Source organism: Pseudoalteromonas sp. NZS100_1, from assembly GCF_015864285.1.
Lineage (GTDB): Bacteria > Pseudomonadota > Gammaproteobacteria > Enterobacterales > Alteromonadaceae > Pseudoalteromonas > Pseudoalteromonas arctica.
This window is the reverse complement of sequence record NZ_JADYXN010000019.1, coordinates 64,967-91,431: the sequence shown is the minus strand read 5'-3', so window position 1 is coordinate 91,431 and position 26,465 is coordinate 64,967. Positions and strand designations below refer to the sequence as shown.

Annotated in this window: 20 protein-coding genes; 7 read left to right on the top strand and 13 right to left on the bottom strand. The window is 37.6% G+C overall.

The window, feature by feature from the left end; genetic code table 11:
- Positions 1 to 143 precede the first annotated feature (143 nt).
- Genes I6F66_RS13515 through I6F66_RS13505 form a run of 3 tightly spaced genes read right to left on the bottom strand, consistent with a single transcriptional unit; the run spans position 144 to position 1,670 of the window.
- A complete protein-coding gene (locus I6F66_RS13515) occupies positions 144 to 593 on the bottom strand; it encodes a flavodoxin (RefSeq protein WP_010553680.1) in 450 nt (149 codons plus the stop codon).
- Positions 593 to 1,357 (bottom strand): tRNA pseudouridine(65) synthase TruC, encoded by a 765-nt coding sequence (gene truC / locus I6F66_RS13510; protein WP_024593675.1) that lies wholly within the window; start codon positions 1,355 to 1,357, stop codon positions 593 to 595. Before truC ends, I6F66_RS13515 begins: the two co-directional genes overlap by 1 nt.
- Positions 1,350 to 1,670 (bottom strand): YqcC family protein, encoded by a 321-nt coding sequence (locus I6F66_RS13505; protein WP_165728588.1) that lies wholly within the window; start codon positions 1,668 to 1,670, stop codon positions 1,350 to 1,352. Before I6F66_RS13505 ends, truC begins: the two co-directional genes overlap by 8 nt.
- Positions 1,671 to 1,774: 104 nt before the next feature.
- Between I6F66_RS13505 and I6F66_RS13500 the strand changes: the two genes are divergently transcribed.
- A complete protein-coding gene (locus I6F66_RS13500) occupies positions 1,775 to 2,803 on the top strand; it encodes a DUF3549 family protein (protein ID WP_197119530.1) in 1,029 nt (342 codons plus the stop codon).
- Entirely contained in the window at positions 2,804 to 3,103 is a 300-nt protein-coding gene (locus I6F66_RS13495) for a DUF3301 domain-containing protein (RefSeq protein WP_002963032.1), read from the top strand.
- 851 nt (positions 3,104 to 3,954) lie between these two features.
- Here I6F66_RS13495 and I6F66_RS13490 read toward each other — a convergent pair.
- Positions 3,955 to 4,608 (bottom strand): GNAT family N-acetyltransferase, encoded by a 654-nt coding sequence (locus tag I6F66_RS13490; RefSeq protein WP_197119529.1) that lies wholly within the window; start codon positions 4,606 to 4,608, stop codon positions 3,955 to 3,957.
- A gap of 316 nt (positions 4,609 to 4,924) precedes the next feature.
- Between I6F66_RS13490 and I6F66_RS13485 the strand changes: the two genes are divergently transcribed.
- The 3 genes from I6F66_RS13485 (at position 4,925) to I6F66_RS13475 (ending at position 6,311) form a co-directional block, all read left to right on the top strand.
- Positions 4,925 to 5,161, top strand: coding sequence for a DUF2789 domain-containing protein (locus I6F66_RS13485; protein WP_197119528.1), 237 nt, complete (start codon positions 4,925 to 4,927; stop codon positions 5,159 to 5,161).
- 96 nt (positions 5,162 to 5,257) lie between these two features.
- Positions 5,258 to 5,524 (top strand): hypothetical protein, encoded by a 267-nt coding sequence (locus tag I6F66_RS13480; protein WP_010553684.1) that lies wholly within the window; start codon positions 5,258 to 5,260, stop codon positions 5,522 to 5,524.
- 13 nt (positions 5,525 to 5,537) lie between these two features.
- Positions 5,538 to 6,311 carry a Zn-ribbon-containing protein gene (locus tag I6F66_RS13475; RefSeq protein ID WP_165741318.1) on the top strand — a complete coding sequence of 258 codons (774 nt, stop codon included), beginning with the start codon at positions 5,538 to 5,540 and terminating at the stop codon, positions 6,309 to 6,311.
- Between the two features lie 329 nt (positions 6,312 to 6,640).
- Here I6F66_RS13475 and syd read toward each other — a convergent pair whose 3' ends face one another.
- Positions 6,641 to 7,180, bottom strand: coding sequence for a SecY-interacting protein (gene syd, locus I6F66_RS13470; RefSeq protein ID WP_197102652.1), 540 nt, complete (start codon positions 7,178 to 7,180; stop codon positions 6,641 to 6,643).
- Between the two features lie 59 nt (positions 7,181 to 7,239).
- Between syd and queF the strand changes: the two genes are divergently transcribed.
- Entirely contained in the window at positions 7,240 to 8,085 is an 846-nt protein-coding gene (gene queF, locus I6F66_RS13465; RefSeq protein WP_197209363.1) for an NADPH-dependent 7-cyano-7-deazaguanine reductase QueF, read from the top strand.
- Positions 8,086 to 8,340: 255 nt separating this feature from the next.
- On the opposite strand, the gene I6F66_RS13460 is transcribed toward queF, so the two are convergent.
- Genes I6F66_RS13460 through I6F66_RS13450 form a run of 3 tightly spaced genes read right to left on the bottom strand, consistent with a single transcriptional unit; the run spans position 8,341 to position 14,695 of the window.
- Positions 8,341 to 9,246, bottom strand: coding sequence for a peptidylprolyl isomerase (locus I6F66_RS13460; protein WP_197119526.1), 906 nt, complete (start codon positions 9,244 to 9,246; stop codon positions 8,341 to 8,343).
- Positions 9,247 to 9,278: 32 nt separating this feature from the next.
- On the bottom strand, positions 9,279 to 12,968 hold the full coding sequence (locus tag I6F66_RS13455) for a translocation/assembly module TamB domain-containing protein (RefSeq protein WP_197209362.1): 3,690 nt from the start codon (positions 12,966 to 12,968) through the stop codon (positions 9,279 to 9,281).
- A complete protein-coding gene (locus I6F66_RS13450; RefSeq protein ID WP_197209361.1) occupies positions 12,968 to 14,695 on the bottom strand; it encodes an autotransporter assembly complex family protein in 1,728 nt (575 codons plus the stop codon). The genes I6F66_RS13455 and I6F66_RS13450 overlap by 1 nt, the downstream gene beginning before the upstream one ends.
- 214 nt (positions 14,696 to 14,909) lie before the next feature.
- Between I6F66_RS13450 and I6F66_RS13445 the strand changes: the two genes are divergently transcribed.
- A complete protein-coding gene (locus I6F66_RS13445; protein ID WP_165725436.1) occupies positions 14,910 to 15,245 on the top strand; it encodes a ribonuclease E inhibitor RraB in 336 nt (111 codons plus the stop codon).
- 44 nt (positions 15,246 to 15,289) lie between these two features.
- Here the strand turns inward: I6F66_RS13445 and I6F66_RS13440 are convergent, their stop codons facing one another.
- From I6F66_RS13440 to I6F66_RS13420, 5 genes are all read right to left on the bottom strand, one after another.
- Positions 15,290 to 17,041: a DEAD/DEAH box helicase gene (locus I6F66_RS13440; protein WP_197119524.1), complete on the bottom strand. Its 1,752-nt coding sequence runs from the start codon at positions 17,039 to 17,041 to the stop codon at positions 15,290 to 15,292.
- A 124-nt stretch (positions 17,042 to 17,165) separates the two neighbouring features.
- Positions 17,166 to 17,468 carry an H-NS family nucleoid-associated regulatory protein gene (locus tag I6F66_RS13435; RefSeq protein ID WP_007586043.1) on the bottom strand — a complete coding sequence of 101 codons (303 nt, stop codon included), beginning with the start codon at positions 17,466 to 17,468 and terminating at the stop codon, positions 17,166 to 17,168.
- A 167-nt stretch (positions 17,469 to 17,635) separates the two neighbouring features.
- Positions 17,636 to 20,452 carry a TonB-dependent receptor gene (locus I6F66_RS13430; RefSeq protein ID WP_197209360.1) on the bottom strand — a complete coding sequence of 939 codons (2,817 nt, stop codon included), beginning with the start codon at positions 20,450 to 20,452 and terminating at the stop codon, positions 17,636 to 17,638.
- A gap of 1,175 nt (positions 20,453 to 21,627) precedes the next feature.
- Positions 21,628 to 24,513: a TonB-dependent siderophore receptor gene (locus I6F66_RS13425; protein ID WP_197176617.1), complete on the bottom strand. Its 2,886-nt coding sequence runs from the start codon at positions 24,511 to 24,513 to the stop codon at positions 21,628 to 21,630.
- 1,683 nt (positions 24,514 to 26,196) lie between these two features.
- Positions 26,197 to 26,439: a hypothetical protein gene (locus tag I6F66_RS13420; RefSeq protein WP_024593662.1), complete on the bottom strand. Its 243-nt coding sequence runs from the start codon at positions 26,437 to 26,439 to the stop codon at positions 26,197 to 26,199.
- Between the last annotated feature and the right edge of the window lie 26 nt (positions 26,440 to 26,465).

Genomic DNA, 26,465 nt, shown 5'->3' with positions numbered 1-26,465 from the left:
TTGTTCTATATTCACAAAAAAATCCGTAGTTAGTTTCCTAACTACGGATTTTGCATGATCGTTTGGATCGGTCAACCGGTCATTTTCTTAACTGATCGGCATTAAGCGCATGCGCTCCTTTTTTAATACCTTAAAGTTAAGGATTAAGCAGGTAGTTTTTCTAGCCATACTTTTAACCAAGGCTCGGTTACTGGCCATGGTTCAAAATCTTCACATGCATCTATTTCTAGGCGGTTGCCCACAGGCTTTGCTTGTAAATCGCGTAGTAGCTCGTCAAAGCTTCGCCCTGCGCCACAAAATGTATCGCCGTAACATCTGTCACCCATTGCAATTACACCAAACGGTTTATCGGTAAGCATTGGGAAAGTGCTATTCATTGCAAAGTACAATCCTGCCAAATTACTCGGTACATCACCTTGGCCTGTTGTGGAGGTAACAATTAAAATATGCGATGCATTTTTTATATCATCAAGTGATGCTTCAGTAATTACTGTAGCAGTATGACCCGCTTGCTCAATTGTGGCAGCAACTTCGTCGCTTAAACGCTCTGCACCGCCATTAACGCTGCCTACAAAAATACTAATATGTGCCATTAATAATCCTTTTCTTGCTCTGGCCAACCTAGCTGCTTACATATTTCAAGCATGTCTTCACCTAGTGGCGCTTTAATTGTTATTGATTCATTACTATAAGGGTGCACAAAACTAAGCTCTGTTGCAAATAACATTAAGCGTCTTAGCTCAAAATGCTCTCTAAAAAATTGATTATGCTGGTTATCACCGTGATTTACATCACCAATAATAGGCAGTGATAAGTGCTTTAAGTGTCTGCGAATTTGATGCTTGCGCCCTGTTTTTGGAAAACACTCAACCAACGAGTAACGCACTGTTGGGTACTTACCAATAGGAATAGGCAATGCAACTTGGTGCAAGCAATTAAACTGGGTTTGCGCTTCTTGCGGTGCTTTGTCTTGATCTGCAAATTTATCGGCTATTTTATCAAGTTCTTCTTTAAGCGGTTTATCTAGAAATACTGACTCTGGCGCAAAGCCGCGCACTAAGGCTAAATAGCGTTTAGCAATAGTACCTTCAATAAATAGCTGGTTCATATCGCGAGCAGCTTCAGAGCTCAGTGCAAACAGCAATACGCCCGACGTAGGTCTATCGAGCCTATGTACTGGAAATACATGTTGCCCTAGCTGGTCACGCAACATTTGCATAGCAAACTGGGTTTCGTGTTTATCTAAAAACGAGCGATGCACTAATAAGCCTGAAGGCTTATTTATAGCCACATAGTTTTCATCTTGATACAAAATAGTCAGCTCGCCATATTCAATAGGCGCCGGACGCTCACTCATTTGGTTCTCCTAAAAAGGAATCAAGGGCTGTTAGCAATTCAATTATTTCATCGCTCCCTGCTTTATTCACAAGTGTCATTTGCGCCATAGGGGCAATAGCAAAGTTACGAGGCAGTGGTTGTTTATGTGTTATTAATTGCTGTATTTTATTAATAAATACAAATTGTAACCACTGCTCAAATGCCATTGTATCGTGACAAAAAGGAGTATTTGAAAGTAGTGCCTCAGCGTCTATTGGCTCACTTTGCCAAAGCGCATGTTTTTGTAAAAGTGCGGTTAGCTGCACTAAATAAGTTTGGGTTTGCTGGTACATAACCACCCTCTTTTATATATGTAATGCAATTATACCCTGTTCCCTCATAGGCGGCTATGACGTATAATTAACGTAATTTTGCAGTAAAAACAGTTGAGAAAACAATGAGTGATCAAATAGCTACATTAGGTCAGCTTTTAGATGGTGCGGGTACTCAGTGGCGTGCTTTTGATATTGGCAGGCACATTACTAAACTCGATAAAAAACAATTTTTAGCTATTGAACAAGCTCAAGTGCCTTACCCTTATCCTCTTGCTGGTCATGCTTGGCTCGCTATCCAATTTTGGGATACTAAAGCCAGTAAAGAACCTTATGTATGGTTTTTAAAGTTTCCACTTGATGAGCAAAGTATGCTTGTAAGTGCTAGCCGCGATCACTTTGCTGATATGGTTATTCAAGCGCTCGGCACTGAAATCACAGGTGAGCAAGCCGATAGAAAACTTGATAATAACCCTTATGTTTTTACACCAAACGCAAATAAATTAGCGGCATTTAACGCCCAAGTAAAAGTACTATTAAAACAGCCTGCGTCGCAGTATTACGAGCATGCACAGTTATACTTTAGCGGTAAAATTGGTTTTGATAATTGGCAAGGTGTTGCACTGCAGGGTATTGCCGATTTTGCACTACGCTTAGACAGCGATACAAACTTAAGTAATTTGCAAAAAGCATGGGCGCATTTACCTATTGAAGTACTACAACCACTCAGTGCCATGCTTGAACACGTTGAAATACCAACATCAATGAGTGAGTTACTTGTTGATTACACACAGGCCGCAATTAGTAATAACGATACATTAGCTATAACCGCAGCACTAAGATCTGTTTCAAAAGGTCAAGCTCAAGGGTTATGCGCTCAATTAGTTGATACTGTACTAAGCTCACAGGTAAGGCACGACTCTGACGTGTTACTAACAATAGCTGGGCGGTGTTTTAAGCAATTAGAAAACCCTGAACGCTTACATGTATTTATGGATAATTGCGCACATCATCAAAAAATTGATGAGTTGTTTCCTAGTATTTTTGCTGACTTAGTTGCAATACCGACTATTCGCCCGCATTTATTAGGCTTATTACGTAAAGAAAATCGTAGCGAAACCCTCGCGCGTGCAATTGGAAGGTTATTCTCTTAAATGGCAAGTTTATGGACGTTCATACTTATTGGTAGTGTAATTTACTTATTTTGGCTTAACCGAAAGGTTGCTGAAGCGGCGAACGTTCATGCTAAACGTCAAAGTGAGCAATTGCAGGTGCAGTTGATGAGTGTTGCATGCACAAAACGCCGCTTTGGTTTTTTAAAGAACGGCAAGCCAGGCATCAAAAGTGAATTTATATTTGAATTTTCAAGCGATGGTGAAAATGCTTATCAAGGTGTGTTAATTATGGAAAATGAGTTTTTGAAAAGTGTGGTTGTTCCACCGCATAAAATATAAAACTTAATATACTTTAGGAGTATTTGCCTTAAATTAATAAACTTAATTCAACACAAAAAACTAAGGCGTAACTAAAGTTACGCCCCAATTGGACTGCATCCTGCTAGATATCCATTATCTTAAATCCGTATTATCATCCCCTGAACGAGTAAACAACCTTGTTTACCCTCACATTGCATCCTGCAATATCCATAGCCACCTTGGCAAACCCACGAAATCTATCGTTTGGCTACATACTGTAGCATCATCCCTGGTAATCCTTTTAAGTAGCTCCTGCCACTTTTTGCATCCTGCAATATCCATAGCCATCTTGGCAAACCCACGAAATCTATCGTTTAGCTACATCCCGTAGCATCATCCCTGGTAATCCTTTAAAGCAGCTCCTGCCACTTTTGCATCCTGCAATGTCCACTTGCCATCTTGGCCGTCCTACGTAAACTAACGCTCCTGCTACTTCCTGTAGCGTCATCCGTGATTATCCTAAAGTAACTCCTAGCTACTAAGTGCTTCATGCACTTCCTTATTCTTCCTTGTATCCGTTTTAGCTTGTCCTTTATGCTTCCTGCTAGCGTCCGCTATGTTGCCTATTCCGTATCCTTGGCAGTAACTCAATCATTGAGCTATGTCGTCTTGACGAAGAGAAGTTTAAAGCAATCAGGGGGGAGAAATAGGACTTAACATTAAATAAATAAACGTCAAAAAAATGAAAAATAAAAATAAACTTTAAATAACAATAGCTTGAATTGAAAAAGGCTACTTATTAATAGCCTTTAACTGACAATGCTCACGATAATGTGAGATATATCTCACGGCCTTATGTCCGTTTGGGCGCATTGGCTTACATCATAATTTTAAATAGTTGGCTCAATTATTGATTTAAACAGTAACTCGCCCTCTACTTGGTTAAAAGTAAGGTGTTTAAATGCTTCAAACTTTTCGGTTTTAAAAAATTCAGTGTGTTCTCTACGCGTTACAAATACAGCCATCCCCGTTGACTCAGCGTTACATTTAACTAAATCATCAAGCCCTCGTAGTAAGTAACGACCAAACCCTTGCCCATGAAAATGTGGATCTACGGCAATAAAAGCTAAAAAGTAGTAATTGCCTTTCTCTTTAAGGGCATCTCTAATTGTTTGTTCTTTATCTATTAATTGATTTGTTTGTAAGTAGCCCGCACTCAGCATTAATTTTAAACGCCAGTGCCAATAACGCTGCGCTTGTAATTGGCTATTAGATTCAAATACACACGCTACTGCTTTTAATTTATCGTTGCGGTATAAACCAATTAATGGCTGCTTTTCTTGCCAAAAACTACTGAGCTCTTCGCGAATTAATGATCGTAATTTTTTTTCGTATACTGATTTATTTTCGTCATTGTAGCTAAGCATGTTTTGTAATACAGGATCGTCATGATAAGCCTGATAAATTAGGCTTGCTGCAGTGCTAATATCTTCTGCGGCTAAATACTGTACGCTGAACGTATCAGCTGACGTGGTTACACTCATTGTATTTCCTTTATTATTTTAGCTGTAGACTGTTTAACTTTATACCTAACTATATACCTAAAATTATTAACCGTAAATTCAGCGAGAGTTTAACTAGCTAGGAGTAGAGTTAATCCTTAGAATAAGTTTTCATTTAGTTAATACCAATTGCATTAAATGAGTGTTCTATTTATAGCGCTAAGAAAATAGCACAATAACAAGGCGAAAATTATGACATATAGTTGTTCTATATGAGTAATTTTTAACGCAGTAAGTGAGCTATTTAATACGCTAGAATGAGCATGTTTTTAATAAAACTGGTATAAGGAGCAATATCATGGATACGACTAAACACGACATCAATACACTATTTGCACAGCTTGGATTACCTAATTCTGATGAACAAATAGATGCATTTATTGCCTCACATGAATTAGAAGACACAGCACTACTCCAAGAAGCTTCTTTTTGGGATGAGGCACAACAGCACTTTTTAGCTGAATCGCTTGCACAAGACGGTGATTGGAGTGAAGTAATTGACGAGTTAGATGTACGCATTCGTCAAAGTAAGTAATTTTATTTAATGTACCCTCCCTTATTTATTGCTAACATAGCATCTGCGCAGCATTTATATGCTGCGTATTTATTTTATTAAAGAGTTATATATCTAATGAATTCAGTTGTATTTGATGCAATCAAAGCCCTTCTCGATGAAGGCAAAACCCCTACTGTAGCACTAACTAAAAGCCGTTTGGCGCAACCGGTTCCTATGCCGATGATTATTGCAGCAGTAAGCCAATATAAAAACAATCCTGATTCAATAAATAACTTCATGAGAAACCCACAGCAGTCAGATAGTACTGAGCTTAAAACAAGTCAATTAGATAGAATTGAGCAAAAACTCGATAAACTTCTTGCACTGCTAGAACAAAAATAATTTGAGACTATAAATGTTCGTTGTTGATTTAACTTTTGATTGCTACCAAGACACCACCCTAGAACAAGCCGAACAAGCAATAAATCGCTTAGTAAATGCACTGCGTTTTAATGGTCAAATAATGGGGGAAGAATTTCCAACCGTTTTAAAAGATGGATTTTTTATTACCCGTGTTATGTGCCCTACTGAAGATGCAATGCACCCGCTAAATAACAGCCCGTTTGTTAAGCACAGTATCGAAAAGTTACATAGTGCGGGGCTACTTGCGCCAAAAGTAAAAGTGATTGGGCAAGATATTCACTCCAACGGCGCTGATTGCTGTAAAGAACCATCAAGTTATATTTTATACACAACCTATGTGCATACGTGTAGCCCGCTTTATTGTGGTGATGACTTTTTGCCTGTGCCGTTATTTCGTATTCCGGCAATTGCTAATGGTGACTATAAAACGCTTATAAAATGGCAAGAAGATTGGCAAGCCTGCGATCAAATTCAAATTAATGGCGCAACCCGTTGTGAGTTTCCGGCACTTGAAGAAATATCGAGTATCCAAAGCGACTTATACAGACGCGGAAAAGACATAACAAAGCGAATTAGTTTTTTAACTGAAAAGCCAACCTATTATTATTTATACCGTGTAGGCGGCGTAGATAAAGCGTCTGAACTTGAACGAAAATGCCCTAGCTGCAATGGTGATTGGAAATTACCTGAATCGTGGTTTGGGTTATTCGACTTTAGGTGTGAGCCGTGTGGCTTAGTGTCTAATATATCGTGGGATTTTCAGTAACCATTAGGGCGTGTTGACCTTTGTGGATTGAAATTTGTTCAATCTAGGGACGATTTAATCGCGGCGCGAGGTTTGTAACCTAGTGGGCTAAGTAAAAACCGAGCAACAAAGAGTAAATCGTCCCTAGAAAGAACCCAAAGGGCAGCGCATGTTTGGCATTTATGCTTCGTTATCGCCTATTTATGGGGAATAACCACACTACATAGGCTCTGCCTTGCCTAAAAACCAAACATACAGCTGCAAAATCAATCACGAAAGGTCAACACGCCCTAGTAATGGCTCTAAAAATCAGCTTAGTGATAACGCTAAGCTGATTTATTAGATGCATTTTAAACCTCTAATGCCTTTAAAAAAGCATTAATGTTAGGTGCAAGTACATGGTGTGTTTTTTTGCCTACGTGCTCTAAACATACTTCACCAGTGTGCACCAATACACTCACTAGTAAATCATCTTGATCTGTTAAACCAATAAATACCGTTTCTGGCTGCTTGAGTTTGCGTTTCATTAAAACGTGACCCGTTATATTTTGCTGTAACAAATTAAAGTCTTCTTCGTTCCATGCTTGTAGTAATTCAACCTGATGCCCATCAATACTTGCTGAAATGCTTCCACCGTACATATGCCCATATAGCTCGCTAAGCTCTTTTGGAAACTCAAGCTCAAGTGCACTGGCTAAATCATTAAGCGAACCTGCAGGTTGCTGTCGCGCGCCCTGCCATTGAATGTTTCCTTGCTCGTCAACCTCACCAACTTCACATGGGCTTGGCCATTGTTCGTCGTGCGCAATAAGTGGGTACTTTGTAGTGTTTTTCAGGATATTTTCGCTAAATGTTTGATGAAGTTGTTCTATAAGCAATGCAACAGACATACTGTGAAACTCATTTAAATTAGATATAATGTCCCTATTGTAACTATTTAAGAGCAAACATGACAGATTACAGCAATTCTCCAGACCTTAAAGGTAGCGTATTAGGCCAATCTACTGAGTATGTAGATGTGTACACGCCAAGCTTGCTTTTCCCTATTGCGCGCAAACTAAATCGTGATGCTTTAAATATTGACGAAGCAGAGCTTCCATTTAAAGGCCAAGATATTTGGACAGGTTACGAGCTTTCATGGCTAAACAATAAAGGTAAACCGCAAGTTGCCGTAGCCTTATTTACCTTTGAGTGCCAAAGCAGCCATATTATTGAGTCAAAGTCGTTTAAGCTTTACTTGAATAGCTTTAACCAAACCCGATTTGAAAGCATTGATATAGTAAAACAGCACTTAATTGATGATTTATCAAACGCGGTTAACAGCCCTGTCAAAGTGACTTTATATAATCCTGATGATTACAATTGCTTACCGTGTACAGCGCTGCCAGGTGAATGTATTGATGACTTAGATATTGAAATTAATAATTACGATATTGATGCTAATTCACTTAAAGCAAAAAGTGATAACGTAGTTACTGAAACGCTCTACAGCCATTTACTTAAGTCGAACTGTTTAATTACCTCACAGCCTGACTGGGCAAGTGTGATTATACGATACACAGGCGAGCAAATATGTCGCGAATCGTTACTGCGTTACTTAATTTCGTTCAGAACACATAACGAATTTCATGAACAGTGTGTTGAACGTATTTATAGCGATTTAACAACACACCTTAATATTAAAGAGTTAGAGGTTTACGCGCGTTATACTCGTCGCGGCGGGCTTGATATAAACCCGTATCGCTCTACGCATTATAACGACACGCCATTTGCAGTTAAAATTAATCGTCAGTAGGTTATTTTAAACTGGAATATGAGTATTAAAAAAGGAGCCTAGGCTCCTTTTCTATTTGTATATTTAATTAATACCAATTCGCTTAATTAAGTGAGCTATTTTGAGGCTGGGAAAACGTGTTGATAGCTAGGCAAAAAATTCGCTATTTAGTTGTTCTCGGCAATTGCTCCTGCATTGCTCTACCTTCTGCATCCATGCAGTCGTAAATGAGAATCTTTTAACGCAAGTAGCGACACGTTTAGCCCCGCAAAATGATTAAGTATTATTGCGGATTGGTATAACTTCACGCTTAGTGGGTATAGGCATACCACACACATCAACGTAGTTATGTGCTTTAACAAACCATGGTTCAACACGGTTTTTACGAGCGCTGATTAAGTTTTTAAACACCGGTGAGTTTGTTTTCATCACTTTAAATATACTTTTATCGCTTTGTATATCGCCAAGCACTTGTATATTGGTAATTGGGTTAAATGCTTTTACTTCAGTTGGTGTACGCGCTAAACGATTTAAATGCTCTATACCTTCGAGCACTCGACCAAACACCGTAATGTTTTTATCAAGGTAGCGCGGGCCTTGCCCTATGGTTACAAAAAACTCCGTACTCGCACTATTTATATCGTTATCGCGCGCCATGGCAAACACGCCACTACAATGCACTTGCCATGTTTGCGTATGGGCTGAATTTTGAGCTACTGCAAAGCCGTTTAAAAAGCCTGTAACTGGTGCATATCCGTCGCCATTTAACTCAGTAATTAAAAGTGGTTTGTTTGTTGTTAAATAAAACTCAGCGGGAACTGTTTTATCTGCCGTTTTAATTAACTTTTTACCCGAGCTGTCGCCACCTTGCGCTACAAAACCTTCAACAAACCGATAAACGCTGGTATTTTTATAAAACCCTTCTCGCGCTAACTTTTTAATATTTTGAACGTGCTTTGGGGCAAGTTGTTCATTAAGCTCAATATACGCATCGCCCGTTGGCAGCGTTATCTTTAAAATATTTTGAGCGTTCACTACTCGCCAGTCATTATCTGCTGCACTAGCAATTACTTCACTCGCGCTCAATAAAGGTAGCTCTTGTTTAGCAACATCATCACCTAGTTGTTGAGCACAACCGCTCAATAAAACACTAAGCAGAGCTGGCAATATAATTTTTTTCATCGCTTATATCCTTATAATTATTATAGTTTTGGTTATTCCCAATCAAACTTATATAGCACATCAACATTTTGATATAGGCCGCTTGTTATCTCTATGTATAACTGTGAAAGTAACTGATATCGCACAGCCACTTCACTGAGCGAATCAAATACACCCACGCTATATTTAACTTGCAAACTGGGTGCTACGTATCCTGATATTTCTACTTTGGTACTATCACCACTACCTGATGAGCTTAAACTTACATCTGACAACCCAAAGGTTTCACCTACCTTAGAAACAACCCCTTCGCTGCGGCTAACCCCTTGAGAAAGTAATAACTGTGTAAGCATAGCATCGCTTGACGAACTTTCTCCATCGCCTAAAGGTTGGCCATTAAGTAAATATGCAAGTGCTTGTGCTTGATCCATCGCAGGCTCAGAAAATATCTTGAGCGTTGGTTGTTCAACATTACCTGTGAGCGTAACCCCTGCAATCACACCATTTGCAGTCGTATCTGGGTTACGTATTGCTTTAATATTTAAAAATGGTTGTTCAATTGAACCGCTAAAACCTACTTGCCCGGTGCTGATTATTAAATCTTGCCCAAAGGCTAAGTAAGTACCTTCAATTAAGTTAAGCTCACCTGTGGCTATAATTGGCGCACCTTGACTCATTTTTATCGCTAAATCACCCGCAACTTTTGATTCCAAGCCAAACGACTCTACTTTTACATCGTTTTTAACAATCACTTTTAAATCTATGTCGTAATCAAACGGGACTGTCTCGGTGGCCTCAGTTTTTTGATCAACAATAATTTCATCATCGCTAACTTGCACCGCGCCCTCAGGAAGCTCTTCAATCATTATACGACCGTAAGGCACAACTACCTCACCAGCAAGCTTGAGTGCATTATTAGCCAAGCCTATTTTTAAATCCGGCGATACTTTAAAAGTGACCCCTTGCTGCGCACGTACATAAAACTGCTCGCCAACTACCGCAACATTTACAGCAGGTTGCGCACCTTGCCAATCAACGTCACCGGTGAGATTTATTTTACCGCCTTGATTGTCGTTTAAGTTGCCTTTTATTGTGGCTGTTGTTTTATCAAACAATACGTTTATGTTTGATTTTTGCAGCGCTATAGGTAGTTGCTCGCCCTCTAAACTAATATCGCTCACATTAAGTTCGCCATTTAATAAAGGATCTTTTAACGTACCAGCTAACGCCACTTTCCCGCTAATATCACCTTTTAACTGCTCAAGGGTTTCAAGAAAAGGTTGTAAGTCTGAAAGGAGTATTTTATCGATATTAATGGTGCCATTAAGCGCTTGCGTATTTTGTATATCATCGATATTAATTTGTGTGTTTATTTTCCCAAGCACACTTGATTCTAAATTAGCTTCAAGCTTGCCAATTTGAGAATCCGAAAACGCACTAATGCTTAATGTTTCAATAGGTAATTTAAAACGATCTTCTTCAGAGGTAAGTACCGCTGTTAAATCAGTAGAATCGATATTTGCACGTAATGTTTTAAGCGCACCGCTTTGCCAGTTAAGTGCCACATCGCCAGCTATATTACCGCGAGTACGAATATTGTCAGGCAAAAAGTGCTTAAGTTCTTCAAGTGCTAAGTTGCTTAGTTTAGCATTTAACTGACCGAGATTTTTTGACTGCGCTAAGGTGTCTATGCATAATTTACTTTGCTCAGATGCCCAACAATGTGCACTCACATCAAAGTCGCCACTTTGCGTATTAACCATAATGGCAATATTTTTAGTATTACTAAAACTAAGCTTTTTATCGCTGAGCGTTACATTACTAAGCTCGCCATTCCAAGTGGTATTATTAATTTTGCCATTAACTTCAAGCTCTACACTGCCTTGCTCGGCATTTATAGATGCCGTAAGTTGGTGATCTGTTTTGTCGCCGCTAATATCAATTTTAACGCTATTAATTTGCTGTTCGGCTACAAGCACCGAACCAACACTTACCGAAACATCGGTTTGCCAATCGGCTGCGGTATCTAACTGCCCTTTTACTGATAGTTTATTAATGTTTATTTCATCAAAAATAAAGCGATCGAGTATTAGTGCTAAATCAACAGAGGGCGTTAACCTTTCCCCCCTTACTTTTAAATTTGCGTTGCCGTCAGCAGTAAATGGAATATTAGCTTTTTCATCACTTCTTAGCGTTACTTTGCCATCAACCCGCCAAGTATCATCAACTTGCCCGCTTAGTGCTAATTTATTGGTGCCGCTACTTAAATAAAAGCTATCAATATTAGCTTTTAACGTGTTGTCTAGCTTAAAGTTTGAGGCAAATTCTAGTGGCACGTCGTTAAGTAATCCGCTTAACTTTGTATTATTCATTTGTAGCTGCCACTTGTCGTCAGCTACATTAAACGAGCCTTTAAACTGTCCTGAAATATCACTGGTAGCGGCATCAGTTAAGTACTGCGCTTTTAAGTTAGCAAGCGTGCCATTAAAGTTAGCCTGTATGCCTTTTTGCCAATCAACATTGGCTTCTATAGTTGCACTGCTTTCGTTCGCTTTAATGCTTAGCGCTTGTAAAGTTGCTTTGGTGAGACTGCCTTTTAATTGGGTATTTAAGTCAACAGCTGGGTACGCGCCTAGTTGGCTATTCGCCTGTAGGCTAAGCTGATAGTCGTCAGCATTACCTTGTGCGTTAAGGCTAACATTTCGTACTTTAAGTTCATTACTTTGTGCATCAATAAGCCACAGCTTAATTTTTCCATTTAACTCAAATGGATAGTTTTTTTGCTTTAAATTTGCCGTTGCCGTTAAACTAAGCGGATATTGCCCCTGTGTTTCTAAATTTAAGTTTAGATTTGATAAGTCGCCATTCAACTGCAAATTGGCTTGGTGCTCGTCACTTTGTAAAACAACATCCCCTTTCACGGGCAAATTCCCTGCAAGCTCAGCATTAAGATGCGTATTAAGCTGCCACTGTTCATACTTTGCTGAGAATGACTCTAAATTAATAACCGCATCTTCCACACTTAATTGCAGCGAGATGTTTTCAATAACATGTTGGGCTTCGTTTTGCTCAATCGTAATTTTAGCTATTTCAAAGTCTTCAACAACTAAATCAAGTGGCGAAGTAAATTCTATATTAGGCAATGCGAGTAGGTGCGTTAAAGGCGCTTGAGTATTTTGCGCCGTTTGTGTTTTCGCATCTTGTTCTTGCTCTTTTAAGGCAAGAAGTATGGTGGGAATATTCAGGCTTTTAACCGTCAGCTTTGAACCCTCTGCTTTTGCTGAGAGTTTAAAATTATTAACGCTTACGTTTGCACTTGGATGCTCTAGAGTAAATTTATTGATCGCAATGTTTTTTACAGCAATATTAAAAGGTAAGCTGATTTTTTCGAGCGGCTCTGCAGCGGCTTCTTCTTGTGACTCTGCAGTTTTTGGTAATGTTAAATTTATAGATTTAGCACTTAAGTTATCTATACAAATTCCATCGCACTGCCACCAAAACAAATCAATTTTCAACTGTTGTGCATTAAAATCCAGCCCATTGTTAGTAAAGCGTACATTAAAGGCATCATTATAAATAAAACGGCCATCTTTAATTTCAATATGTAGTCCATCTACCGCTTTGTTTGCACTATAAGCAATAAATTGATTACCAGGTGCGGTAAATAACAAACAAAATAGTGCAACAACTAACGTGACAAAAATAGCACTTACGGCGGCTGTTATCTTTTTTAATACTGACATTAAATTTCTGGCCCTATGGTAATACTTAAACGTGTGCTTTTACTTTCTTTTGTTAATCCCCAAGCGTGGTCTATACGCACGGGGCCAACGGGAGTTAAATAGCGAAAACCAAAACCAGCACCTACTTCAAAATCATCAGAAAAATCATTAGTCGCAGTACCACCATCAACAAATAAAGCTGCTCGCCAATTTTTAGCAAACTGGTAGTTATATTCCATCGTGCCCGATAGTAAATACTTACCACCTATTAGCTCGCCGTCATCGTTCTCAGGCGAAATTGATTGGTACGCAAAACCACGAACGCTTTGATCGCCACCTGCGTAAAACCGAAGTGAAAATGGCACGTTGTTAATATCATCAACAAGCATTGCTCCTACATTCGCTTTTAAAAACACCAAGTGGCGGTCAAAATAAGTGCGTAGCCATGCATGTTGCATTTGCACCCTAATCAGATTAGTACTCGAAAGCACATCATCTAAGCCAAACTCAGCAGATATAAGCCACTGCTCTCCCCAATAAGGAGTCGTGCCGCCTTTTGATTTTTTGCGCGCGTAGCTAATGCCAGGCATTAACATTTCGGTACTTTCTTCGTCTTCATCACCAATACGGTAGGTTTCTTGGTCGCGGCGTAAAAATGCAGTACGCACCCACTTATTTTCGGTCAACCATTGGCGCTGAACTTGCCCCGTTAATATTTCACTATAAGTGTCGTTTGTGAGCTCATCTTCTAATTTATAACCGACAGAGAATCGCCATAAATCATCATTAGGATCATCAACCGGAATTGTATAAGCCATGGAAATATCTTGCTGCTTTTGTGCCACATTTAAATTAGTTTCGAGGTAATGGCCGTCTTCTGTGATCCACGGTTTACTCCATTTAAAACGCACCTTGGGCCCTAAGTCAGTACTAAAACCACCGCCAATTTCATAGCTGTTAGCTGGCTTGGGTAATACTTCAACTTTAATCGGTACTTGGCTGTTTTTGCGCGCTGCAATGTCAGCATAAACACGTATACTGGCAAAATAAGGGGTACTTGATAAATCCAAGTTATAGTCAGCAATATGTGTTGATTTATAAGGTTGGCCCTGCGAGAAAGGCGCTATAGAGCGTATGTATTTTTCAGCGGGTGTACTACTGGCAATTTGTATATCGCCAAACTCATACCTAACTCCGGTATCAATTATGAAAGTAATAACAGCACTATTTTTTTTAAGCGACACTTCTAATTTGCGCGCTGGCCACTTAGCATCAAAATAACCAAGCTCCAGCAACATAGATTCTATTTTTTTATGAGCAGAGTCATATTTACCATGATTTAAAACATCACCTTGCTTTAAGTGATTGCTTTTAATCAATGCCTGTAATTGGGTATCGCTTTGACCATCACCGTTTAGCGTAATATTAATTGCTTCTATGCGAGTTGCAGGCCCCCGTTCAACTTTAACAATTAGTTCGCTGTCGTCTTTATCATAAATAACCTCGACGGTCGGGCTATAATAGCCAAGTGCTTTGATGCTATTTTGTACTTGTTTTTGAGCATAACGGCGAAGTGTACGGGTTGGCTTCTCGCCAATTAACTGCTTGAGGTAAAGAGCTACGTTATTTTCTAAATCGCCACTTAACCCTTCAATTTCGTAATCTTCTATGACTTTTTCTGCCGCATAGCTATTTGTCGCAATTAAAGCGCTCACAACACACATGCAACGTAAAAACTTAATAAACAAGTAAATATCCTTACTTTTAATATCTTACAAAAAACTAGTTAATTACCCGCATATTAGCATAGCCATAATGAGCAACACATTAACTTAATAACAATCTAACGCGTAAATTTAACTTTGAATAAATATCAGCATAATTAAAATTAGTACGCGTTAAGACAATATTTTAGTTACAATAGTGCCTACGAATAAAAAATTAATTTTAAATGAGTTTTTAATGCAATTCCCTGATGATGATAACGGCCAACTTTTAGCCGAAATAGCCGCTGCTGGCATTGATTTAAATAAAATGCACCAAGTCGATTTTTTTATTTTATTTGAACAAGAAGCCGATGCTGAAAAATTTGCTAAAGAAATAGTCTCTGATGCATTAGTTCAAAATGCTGAGCTCGAAAAATGCAAAGACACTGGCGTTTGGGAAGTAATCACTCAAGTACAAATGGTGCCAGAGCACACCCTTCTAGGACAAGCAGAGCAATACATTGAAAGTATTGCTAATAGCTTTAATGGATACGGTGATGGCTGGGGATTAATGGACGGTGAAGAAGCTTAGTTGCCTTTTAATTGTATTAGTTCAATGTACTCTATCAGTTAAGCTTAGCGGCTTAACTGATTTGCCTTTCTAAAACCCCCTTTATAGTCAAATAGTTTATCAGCCACTTTCCAACCATACTTTTTGCTTTTTCGTGCAATAACAAAATCCGGTGGTACTAATTCAAATTGTGCGTTTACTACTTGCTCTGCAGTCTTAAAATTAATAGGTGTTTGCCCAAGTCCTACTCGTAGACCAAATTGCTTATTAAATATAAATTGCCCGCCTTTATTTGCGAGGTTATATACCTCATCGCAACTTGCGCCATCTTCATCAAAATACGTTATTTTAATTAAATCGTCTTTAATTTGAGTTACCGATAACCCACTACATCGAAGCACAAGTGCGTCTTTTAAGTTTAATGCATTACGTAGCTTATCATCAGGGTCAGCCATTACCGCGCCGCAATCATGGCATTGTCGTGCAGCAATATCATTTTGAGCGCCGCACTGCTCGCATTCTTTAAATCTAAAACGATAATCGCACTGCTCTTTATGGCCACTATCGTCTTCTAACAACCCTTTACATCGCCTGCCAAAGTGCTCTATTACTTTTCCAGCAGAATCAGTTTTACCCCAAAATATATTAGCAAACCCACAGCCAGGACAAAGTACCTGCACAGGCTCATTATCACTATCGCCTTTTTTATCGCCTACTTCTGGGTGAAATAAATTAAAACCATTGCCGGCATAATCTATTACTAAGCAATCCGTTTTTGATTCAGATAACCTCAAGCCTCGCCCCACAATTTGCTGATATAAACTAACCGATTCTGTAGGGCGTAAAATAGCAATAAAATCAACGTGCGGCGCATCAAAACCTGTAGTTAATACCGAAATATTAACTAAATACTTTAATTGCTTAGCTTTAAATTGCTTAATGATTTTATCGCGCTCAGTGTTTGGCGTATCACCTGTTATTAGCGCGCTTTGATGAGCTGGCAAATAGCTTAATATTTCCTGAGCATGCAATACCGTGGCGGCAAAAACCATAACACCTTCACGCTGCTCACTGTATTGAATTACTTGCTGTAATATAGCTTTCGTTGCGCGCTCACTGTTTTTTAAAAGCGCATTCATGTCATCAGTTGTATATTGCCCAAATGCATTGCTATCTAAGGACGAAAAATCATAATGGCTAATTGCTGCATCAACTTCGTTAGGCGGCGTTAAATAATTATGTTTGATCATATACCTGAGCGGCAATTCAAAAATACAACTTTTAAACGGGCTTTCTTTAGTCCCTTTAACAAAGCCATGATAATGATGATGGTATATCCACCCCGTTCCTAGCCGATAAGGTGTTGCTGTTAAACCCAATACTTTTAACTGAGGGTTATATTCTTTTAAACTACTTATTACTTTTCCGTACTGGCTTTTTTTATCCCCATTTACTCTGTGGCATTCATCAATAATAAGTAACGAATAATGCTCATTTAATTTATTTAAATTACGAGAAAGTGATTGCACACTGGCAAAGGTTACTTGATGGTTTAATGACTTTTCTTTTAAACCTGCTGAAAATATACTCGCCTCTAAACCAAAACTTTTATATTTTTGCGAATTTTGCTCTACCAACTCTTTTACATGAGCAAGTACTAATATTTTTTGCTTAGCAATACGGGCAAGTTCAGCAATAACCAAACTCTTACCTGCGCCGGTTGGTAGCACAATAACGGCAGGATCATTACTCTTTCTAAAGTGTAAAACGGTTCGTTCTACGGCTTCTTGCTGGTAAGGTCTTAGTTTATAGCTCATGGGAAAACAAATAGGTTTGAGTGAAGAGATTTTAGCAAATAATAGCTGGGAGTTTTAAACTTTAATTATATTTTATTGAGGGGGAAACAAAAAAGAGAAGCCGAAGCTTCTCTTATATTTAGCTTTAAGCTAAAAACTTCTCAAGCTCAACACCTTCAAACGCTTTAGGACGACGGCCACGGCCTGTCCATTCAATAGTCTCACCATTAAGTTCCATGCGGTACTTAGGCTTAACTTTAGTACGTTTGTCAGATGCTCCATCTTGTAAATCTTCTAGCGTAAGTCCTTTTTCTTTTAAAAGATCCAAAACTTCCTGTTTCGCTTTTTGCTGCTGGGTATATTTTGAAATTGCATCATTGATAAGCTGTTGGGCTTTTTCAAGATCCGTTAATGATGCTGTTTTAATAAAAGATCGGACTTCTTTCATTTATATCTCGCTAAATTGTGTGATTAGATTTATTTAAATATTCTTTTTTAGTATAAGGGTATTTTTCAAAAATAACTACGACACATAATTTATTAATGTATATAAAATTTATTTATAAAAAAACCGCGATTAAAATCGCGGCTTTTATCATTTTATATAAATAATAATTAGAACTTAGTAGTAAAGCTTAACTGGAAATAACGACCAGTAACATCATAAGCTTCACCAACAGTGTTTATACCTGATGCTCCACTTACAGAACTTTGGTTTGCTACAGGAGGTTGCTTATCAAAAACATTTCGAACTGACAAAGTAACGTCTGTTCCAGACGTGATGTTATAAGTACCTGATAGATCATGATAAATAACAGTCGGGAAGCGATTAAACTTTTCTAAAGGAGCACCAGTTGAGAAATTTTGGTTTCCTTCAATATTACTATCATTTGAACTTGCCCAGTACTTCATGCGCCATGATACTGCAAAGTCATCAACTGCATAGCCTAAATTTAAATTTGCACGATTAGTAGGAGTTAATACTTCACCTCTGTAATCTATCTCTTCACCAGATTCAATTGATGTTTCAGCATACTCATACAAATGATTCCAAATCAAGTCAGCTGATAATTGCCCGTAAGCAAATTCTTGTTTATAGCTTAATTCAATATCCAAGCCTTTTGTGCTTAAATCATTTTCATTGCTAGTACCAGAGCTAACTTCTGTCAAAGCACCTCTTGTATCACGTATTGCCCCACCACATGTCGCATCAAAGTCTGATGGATTAACACCGTAGCACCGGTTTAATACCGTTGTTCTAGCAGTGGTAGCAATAGCGTTATCTACAGCAATATCGTAGTAGTCAAGCGTTAATGAAAATTCATCAGTCACTTGCCAAATAGCGCCAACACTAAATGAATCAGATGTTTCTTCTTTTACATCTTCATTACCACCAACATAACCGCCAGTGCTTTGACGTTCAATAGTTGTTAAATTGAATGCGCCTTCAGTAGCAACTCGATTAGCCACTTCAGCGATAGAAAGACAGTTAGCCGCTACATTTCCGGTAGATGATGCAGTAATTGCATCACATGGATCTGCAACACCTGAAAATGTTTCACCTCTACCACCGAATAAATCAGCAATATTTGGAGTTCTAATAGCTCGCGCTGCTGATGCTCTTAATTTTACTGTATCTGTAGGAGAGTATTGTACACCTGCATTCCATGTTGTTTGTCCACCAACAATTTCATGATCTGAATAGCGAGCGGCTAAATCTAGTTCAACATTTTCGAGAACTGGTAATACAGTTTCAACAAAAACATCGTTAGTGTAGAAGCTACCATTCGTAGGCTCAGATTTATTTGTACTTGAAGCACCAGTTTGCGCTAAATCACCTGGAGAGTATGAACCTTTTTCAAGACGATGTTCTGCACCAACTGCTAGACCAACCATACCACCTTCTAGCTCAATTGGTAATTCACCTGAAAGGGTTGTTGAAAATATAAATTGCTCAACTTGACCTTGAGATTTTGCAGGTGATCTTACATATGCAACAGCTTCATCAGACAAAGTTCCTGCACCGAACAAATCTAAAGGCACACATCCTTGAAGTACTGCTAAATCATTAGAACATTGGACGTTACCTTCTGCGTTAGTGTATACATCTAATGCATTTGCAGCACGTTCAACATTTATTTGACCACCATTTTCTTGGCGCTGGTCAGTTTTACCCCATGAAATATAAGAGTTTAAAAGCCAGTTGTCATTAATTTCCCAATCTATACCTGTCGCAATACGGATAGTATCACGCTCTAAATCTGTTGAACGAGCACCAAACTCAACCATACGGCGAACTAACGTTGGAATATTATTATCCATTGTTAAATCAGGATTATCAGACATTAAATTTTGGCGTAAAAGGTCTGGAACTAAAGGGCTTCCCAGTTTAATCCCACCAACGCCACCACGTGAAGGTAGATATACATCATCCGTAGTAAAAGGAGTTGGTTCAATAGTCGAGTTGTATGTTTTAGATGAATTCCAGTTTACTTCCGTGAAAGAGTGAACACTATCTGAAATATCTTGTTTAAAATTAACTGCTGCGTATTTACGCTCAAGCGGAGTAACTAACTGTCGGTAAGAAGCACGATTGAATGAATTCTCATCACCTACATAAGGTGTCCCATCTGCATTGTATGCGCCAACACGGCCTTGAGGCGGATATGAAGAATTCTGAATACCAACATATTCACCACCCTCATCATTCAAAAATATAGCTTCATCATATCTTGAGAAGTCTCGATCGGATGACTTCAGACCTTTATCATCATCATATCCAGCAGCAATTGTTACACTACCTGAATCCCAACTATTACCAGCAGTAAGGTTTAAAGAATATTTTTCGCGATCAGACTCATCTGAAACACCTGTTTGAGCGTTAACTTCAACACCTTCAAAATCGCTTCGCGTAATAATGTTCACAACACCAGCAACAGCATCTGAACCATAAATCGCTGAAGAAGCACTTTTAAGAATATCAATACGTTCAATCATTGATGCTGGTATTGCATTTAAGTCAACCGCATAACCACTTGATGGAGAAACGCCTGATACAAAGCGACGACCATTCACTAATACTAATGTTCTTGAAGAACCTAAGTTACGTAAAGATGTAGTGTTAAGACCAACGCCTGTAGTACCAAATGCACTATTTGATTGGTTTGAACCAGCAATAGTGACCGGGGATTGATTCAAAACATCAGCTACATTCAATGCGCCCATTTGAATAATATCACTTCGGCCAATTGATGTGATTGGCACGGTTGTTTCAATATCAGTGCGCTTTATGCGTGAACCCGTTACTTGAATACGCTCTACTTTTTCAACACCTTCGTTTGCAGCGATTGTGTTCATAGAAAAAACAGCTGTAGATGCTGCACCAAAAGCAATCGCTAAGCGAACAGCTTTTGAAACTTGATTATTTAACATTGGATTCTCCCTAGAATACTATTTTAATTGTTTTGCCTTCAAAAACGGTCTGTAATTAATCACAGTACCTATTTTGATTCGAATAGTAGTCCTAACTTATGCAAAAGGTCAACACTTGGCTAACCAAATAAAACTCTTTATTTACAAAGCTTTAAAGTAACAAAAAACAAACACAATGCTCTTTTTGCATTATTGCATTATTGCAAAAACTTGATTTAGAATAAGTGCTATTTACTGAAGAAATCATATCTAAGTCTCGCCTCAAACAAGTTACTTACTTCCTTATTGTGGCGAATTATGTAGGTGTAAAAGCATGCAAAAAATAAATTACCTACATAAAATTAACAAAAATGATTGAGACAACTATAGCTATTCAACTATCTGAAAAAGTACTACTTGGCCTTTCTAAAAAAGAAAAAATCCATAAAGCTATATGTTCATTGATTTCAAAAATCGCACACCGATGGCAGGCTAACTAAAATAGCTGAGTCACTTTTTGTAGTAATTACTATTAAATATGTATAAATGCTTAGTCTGTATTTCAGAAAGTCGGCGAGGTAGGAGTGTTAATAACTCCTTATATAGATAAAGACGCTATGCGAGTGACGCAAGCTTAATACTGAAACGAAAAAATGAAAGAGCTGCTGTTATGCGTGATGTAATGTGATGCTGCTGATAGCTTTAAAACTCAAAGATATTAAAGCACCACCCTATTCATCAGATTAGAATATAATAAATTTAGAATAGGCTTTTAAAGGATACGAAGACGTTGTTAACGTAGCTTTGAAGTACGTAACCTCTTTATCAAAAAAAGTAATTGGCGTATCAGATATGATCAAGGTTGAGGCCTGTACTACCCAAGAATATATCCAATCACCACATTTTCAGCTTAAGTAATGAAAGATAATCTTTTGTTGGTATCCATTATGTTTTTAAACTTCTGAAGAACCGCTAAGTAAATCCAACAATTTCCAGTCTAAAGAAACGTAATATCAACTAGATGTAAAAATTTTTGCCTAGTTATAGCGAAATTTACTTATCGTTAAATAAACCCCATATATAAGCCGGTTCGTATAAAAACATATTAGGGCAAGTAAAACATAAAAAAGCCTACTGAAATTTCAGTAGGCTTTAATATTAAACACTTTCGTTTATAAACTTATTTACTAAAGATATTAGAAACGTAAGTTTAGTCCTAAGTTGAAACGTCTGCCGTATACGTCGAAAAACTCACCATCATCGTATGTGCCAGGGTTTCTAGGAGGTGTAATATCAAATAAGTTTGAAACACCTAATCTTACTTCAAGCATTTCGCTAACAGTATAACGACCATTTATTGACCATTCTGTATAAGAAGGAACATCATTATAGTTGTTATTTTCAGCAGTCCACTCTCTGTCTAATACTGTTGAATGACGGTATTTACCAATCATACCTACGTATAAATCATCGTAAGTATAGCCTACCGTTAGGTTACCCTGCCAACGAGGGTATCTTACTTCACCAACTGTAGGTGTTGGTTCATAGCCTTCGCTAGAAACATCTGTATTAAACTCTCTATGCTCAAGGTAACTTGCTAGTAAACGGAAGTTAAATGAACCGTAGCTCGTTTCATACTTGTATGTACCTTCTAAATCAACACCCTTAAGAGAGTAAGATGCTAAGTTATATGGTCCATTACGAACCTCAGAAATATCAAGAGTCGTAGGATCACGGTCAACTAAGTCACAAGCACTATTATCTAAACTAGACGCTTCGTAACAATCATCAATAACACGCTGTGCACCTAAAGAGTTAATTGCATCTTCAACGTCAAAACTCCAATAATCTGCAATTAACGTGATATTTTCAGTTGGGGTATAAATTACACCAAATAATGTATCGTCAGACGTTTCTTCTTGAAGGTTTGCATTACCTGAATTCACACTTGGCGGAGTAACACTACGCCAATCATCAGATGGTCTCCAATCTCCAACTGTAGTACCTGGATTTGGAATGCCTGCAGCTTGACAGTTAGCAATTAAGTTTGCTTTTTTGCTATCACTCGCTGTAGATATATTAGTTTGGTCACATGGATCGCCATAAGACGCGAATGACTGAGTACCAGCAGAATAAAGTTGAGATAATGATGGAGCACGAACCGACTTAGACTTTGTACCACGGAAACGAAGTTCATCGTTCATTGCATAGTTAAAGCCTACCTTCCAAGCTACATTATCGCCCACTGAAGAGTAATCCATGTAACGAGCGGCTAACTCAAGGCTTAATGAATCAACAAATGGTGCATCCACTAATAATGGAACTGACATTTCAACACCAATTTCATCAACTGTAAATTCACCATCCCATGCTTTTACAAAGTTACCAAACACTAAATTATTCTGCATTGCTGCACCAGGTTCATTAGAACCAGTTTCTTTACGATGCTCAGCACTTAAAGCAAAAGAAACACCACCGGCAGGCATATCAAAAGCATAACCTGAAATAACACCACCAATAACTTGCTGCTGTTTAACTTTAGAAATTGATGCTGAGGTAGTAACGTAATCTAAAGCTTCTTGAGATGCACCATTAAGACCGAACAGGCTCAATGCCTGACAACCATCTAACGCACCAACTAAAGAACCATCTGAATCACGGTCTGCACAACGAATTGCTCCGTCAATTTCTACCGCGTCAATAGCCTTGTTAAAGTTCTCAGTAAGGAATTCACCGTTCCATGTAGTGTCGTTTTTATTGCGACCGTAACTAAAATATACTTCGTAATCGAACTCTTCTAGTAGTAACCCTTGGAAAGAAAGAGTTGTATTAAGTGTTGTACGATCATCTTCATAGGTACGATTACCGAAACCCGAAGCTAGCTTATAAATTGTAACTGAATCTCTATTAGCTTCATCTAGCTGTGCTTTAGCAGCTGGGTCTAAAAATGCATTATCTGAACGAATCGATTCAGCAAGGAAAATTGGGCTACTTTCTGCATAAGCACTTGCTTTTGAAAAAGAAACTTCAAAATTCATTGAATGATCGTCAGCATAATTATTTACAATGTTTGTAAAAACATTGAAACGATTAAGTGGTGTTGCAAGATCTTGATGTTCAATAAATTTGTAACCATTAGAGAAGCCGTCACCAAAATATCTAAGTTGATTATTCGGTGCAGGTCTTGTTACACCACCAACTATAACGGGACTAAATTCACCATTATCACCAAATACAACATGGCCATCAGGTAGGAATGCATCACCTGCGCGATCGTAATAGCCTAGTGTTTGCAAACCGGCAAACTCACCTGTAGCTAAAATATTCTGTGGAATTCCATCTGTGTCAGAAACATTATCAGGGTTTAACATTCCAGAAACTGGGTTACGAAGAAAGTCACGGTCTTGAGCTTCAAGCTGTTCTGTTTCTGAGTAAGATAAGCTCGTAATAAAACTTATTTTGTCGCTTTCACCACCAAATGTGAATGAAAAAGACTCTTCTTCACCACCACTTTGTTCTGTAATAGATTTTTTGTAGTTGAAGTCCATAGTATCTTGAGACTTTTTCAAAATAATATTAACTACACCCGCAATTGCATCTGAACCATAAACTGCTGACGCGCCGCCATGAACAATATCCATACGTTCAATCATTTCAGTCGGAATGCCGTTTAAATCTACCGCAGGATTATCTACAGAAGCACCTACGTATCGACGACCGTTTACAAGTACTAAAGTACGACCTTCTCCAAGCTGACGAAGATCTGTAGTATTTATACCCGCACCAAAAATAGTGTTAGTAGTTGTTGTAGGTGCAGAGCCTACGCCAGATGAAGGCAGTTTTTGTAACAAATCTGATATGTTTGTGATGCCGGCATTAGATAGCTCTTCGCCGGTGATTGTAGTTACAGGAGTAGGTGAAACCTCTGAAAAACGCTTAATACGCGAGCCTGTAACCTCTATACGTTCTACTTTTTCAACGCCTTCTTCTGCCGCAATTGAATTTGCCGAAAAAACAGCTGTTGATGCTGTACCAAAAGCAATCGCTAAGCGAACTGCCTTTGAAATTTTATTGTTTAACATTTGATTCTCCCTAGAATACTATTTTATTATTTATGCTTAATTTTTAAAATTAATGCGCAATAAAGCCACTTAATAAGACTAAAAATGCCTATATGAAGGTACAGTAGGACTTTATTGTGTGACGGATGATAGTACTAGAGAAACAAAGAGGTCAACACATTATTAACTTTAAACCAGCAAAAATAACAAATGTATCTTTCACCATTACATTAAAATCAACAGTAAGCAGCTGATTTTATTGAAAAAGTATTATGTGTATATTTAAAGCTTATATCACCTTAAAATAAAACACTTAAATAACAACAACTTGAATGTTTGTAAAGATTTGTAACAAAGCATCACTAAAATATATAAAAACATTCATATTTAGTAGACTTATCTAAAGCTGCAGGTTTAAAAAAGTGTCTCTTTTATTTAAGGTGAAATAAAAAACAACCTTACTATCAATTAGATAACCTCACTTTTATACCTTAACAATAAGATATATATGCGATTACTTTAATCTTTTCGAGTATATGACTTATAGTATGCTTGTAAAATTTATTATAGGAATGGACCCAATTAATGTGTAAACATACATAATTACTTACTCCTTCCTTATTTTGCAATCTGAGTTGTAAATTTTATGTTTTTTAACTTAGATATGTGGAAAAACCTTTTGAAGTAATCACTTAAATTTTATCCTGATCTTTTTAGGATAAGCAGATTATAACCAAGCTACCTGTTTGGCTTTTATGTAAATACCCACTACTGCCTGCATTTAATTTGTTTGAGAAATTCAGTTTAGAGCTATTGGGTACACATGTCAGATTATAAGTTTGGTTATATTATTTTGTAATTTGGCCTACATCGTGTTTAACCTGATTTATTGAGCTAGCCAGCTGCAAATCATAAATAAACTTTCTTTAATATGTCGTAAAAATATTCATTATCATTTTTATACTCGAAAAGAGCATCGACTGATGAGTGTTTGTTTAATGAGAGGAAATTATGAACTCAATTGTGAAGGTAGTGCTTGAACATTTGGTTGTTAACTGGCCAATATTACTTCTTAATACTTGTTCTAATGATATTTGAACCATCTCTTTATTTACTAATTTGATAACATTCATCTGAGTATCACATTAACCGGTAAATCAAAGTTAAAACATCCAAAATCATCAGATAAGCTACATGTATCTGATACGGCCTTAACTGTTAATATTGAATGTACTTAAGAAGAGTTACCCCCTATTAAGTGTAATGCGGAATACCCTCTATATTCATATTTACAGATACTTTTGCCGGGAGCCTCTACAATGATTATCGCTAGAAATAGAACAACTATAGTTTATAGTTACTCAGAATAAATAAGCTATAAATTATAAATAACGACAAACACTTAAAAACTTATTGCGATTAAAATCAACCACTTAAATAAACCAAGAGATGAATCATATATAATAGTTTTGTAAAAAATACGTTATTGAAATACGAGAAAACACCAACTAAATACAAAGTTACCACGTTAACAAGGTTTAGCAGATAGTCGAAATCCAATGAAATAATGTAGCCTGGAGGAGGGGTAAGTTTAATAGCAAATAGTTTACTTAATATAGATAACCTGTCCGCATTATTATTAGTACTAACACATCAAGATTTCAAAAATAAGTTAAAGTATTGCAATTAAACTTAGTAGTAAAATTAGTTCCTATCTTGGTAAATATTTCCTCTTTTGTTAATTTCTCTCATTGCCTCTTGGTTTTTTTTGCGTCTTTCTTCTGCCAACTCTTTTGACATGCATGTACGCTTTTTAATATTACTACCTGTCACCGCTATTTTTTCGCATACCATATTTTCATTACTGCTTAGAGAGTCTTCACTCAGTGAACTACAACCAGATAGAAATAGTAAACTTGAAATGATTATTACGATTAGCTTTTTCATTTTATTCCCTTAAAGTAAAAGCGCTA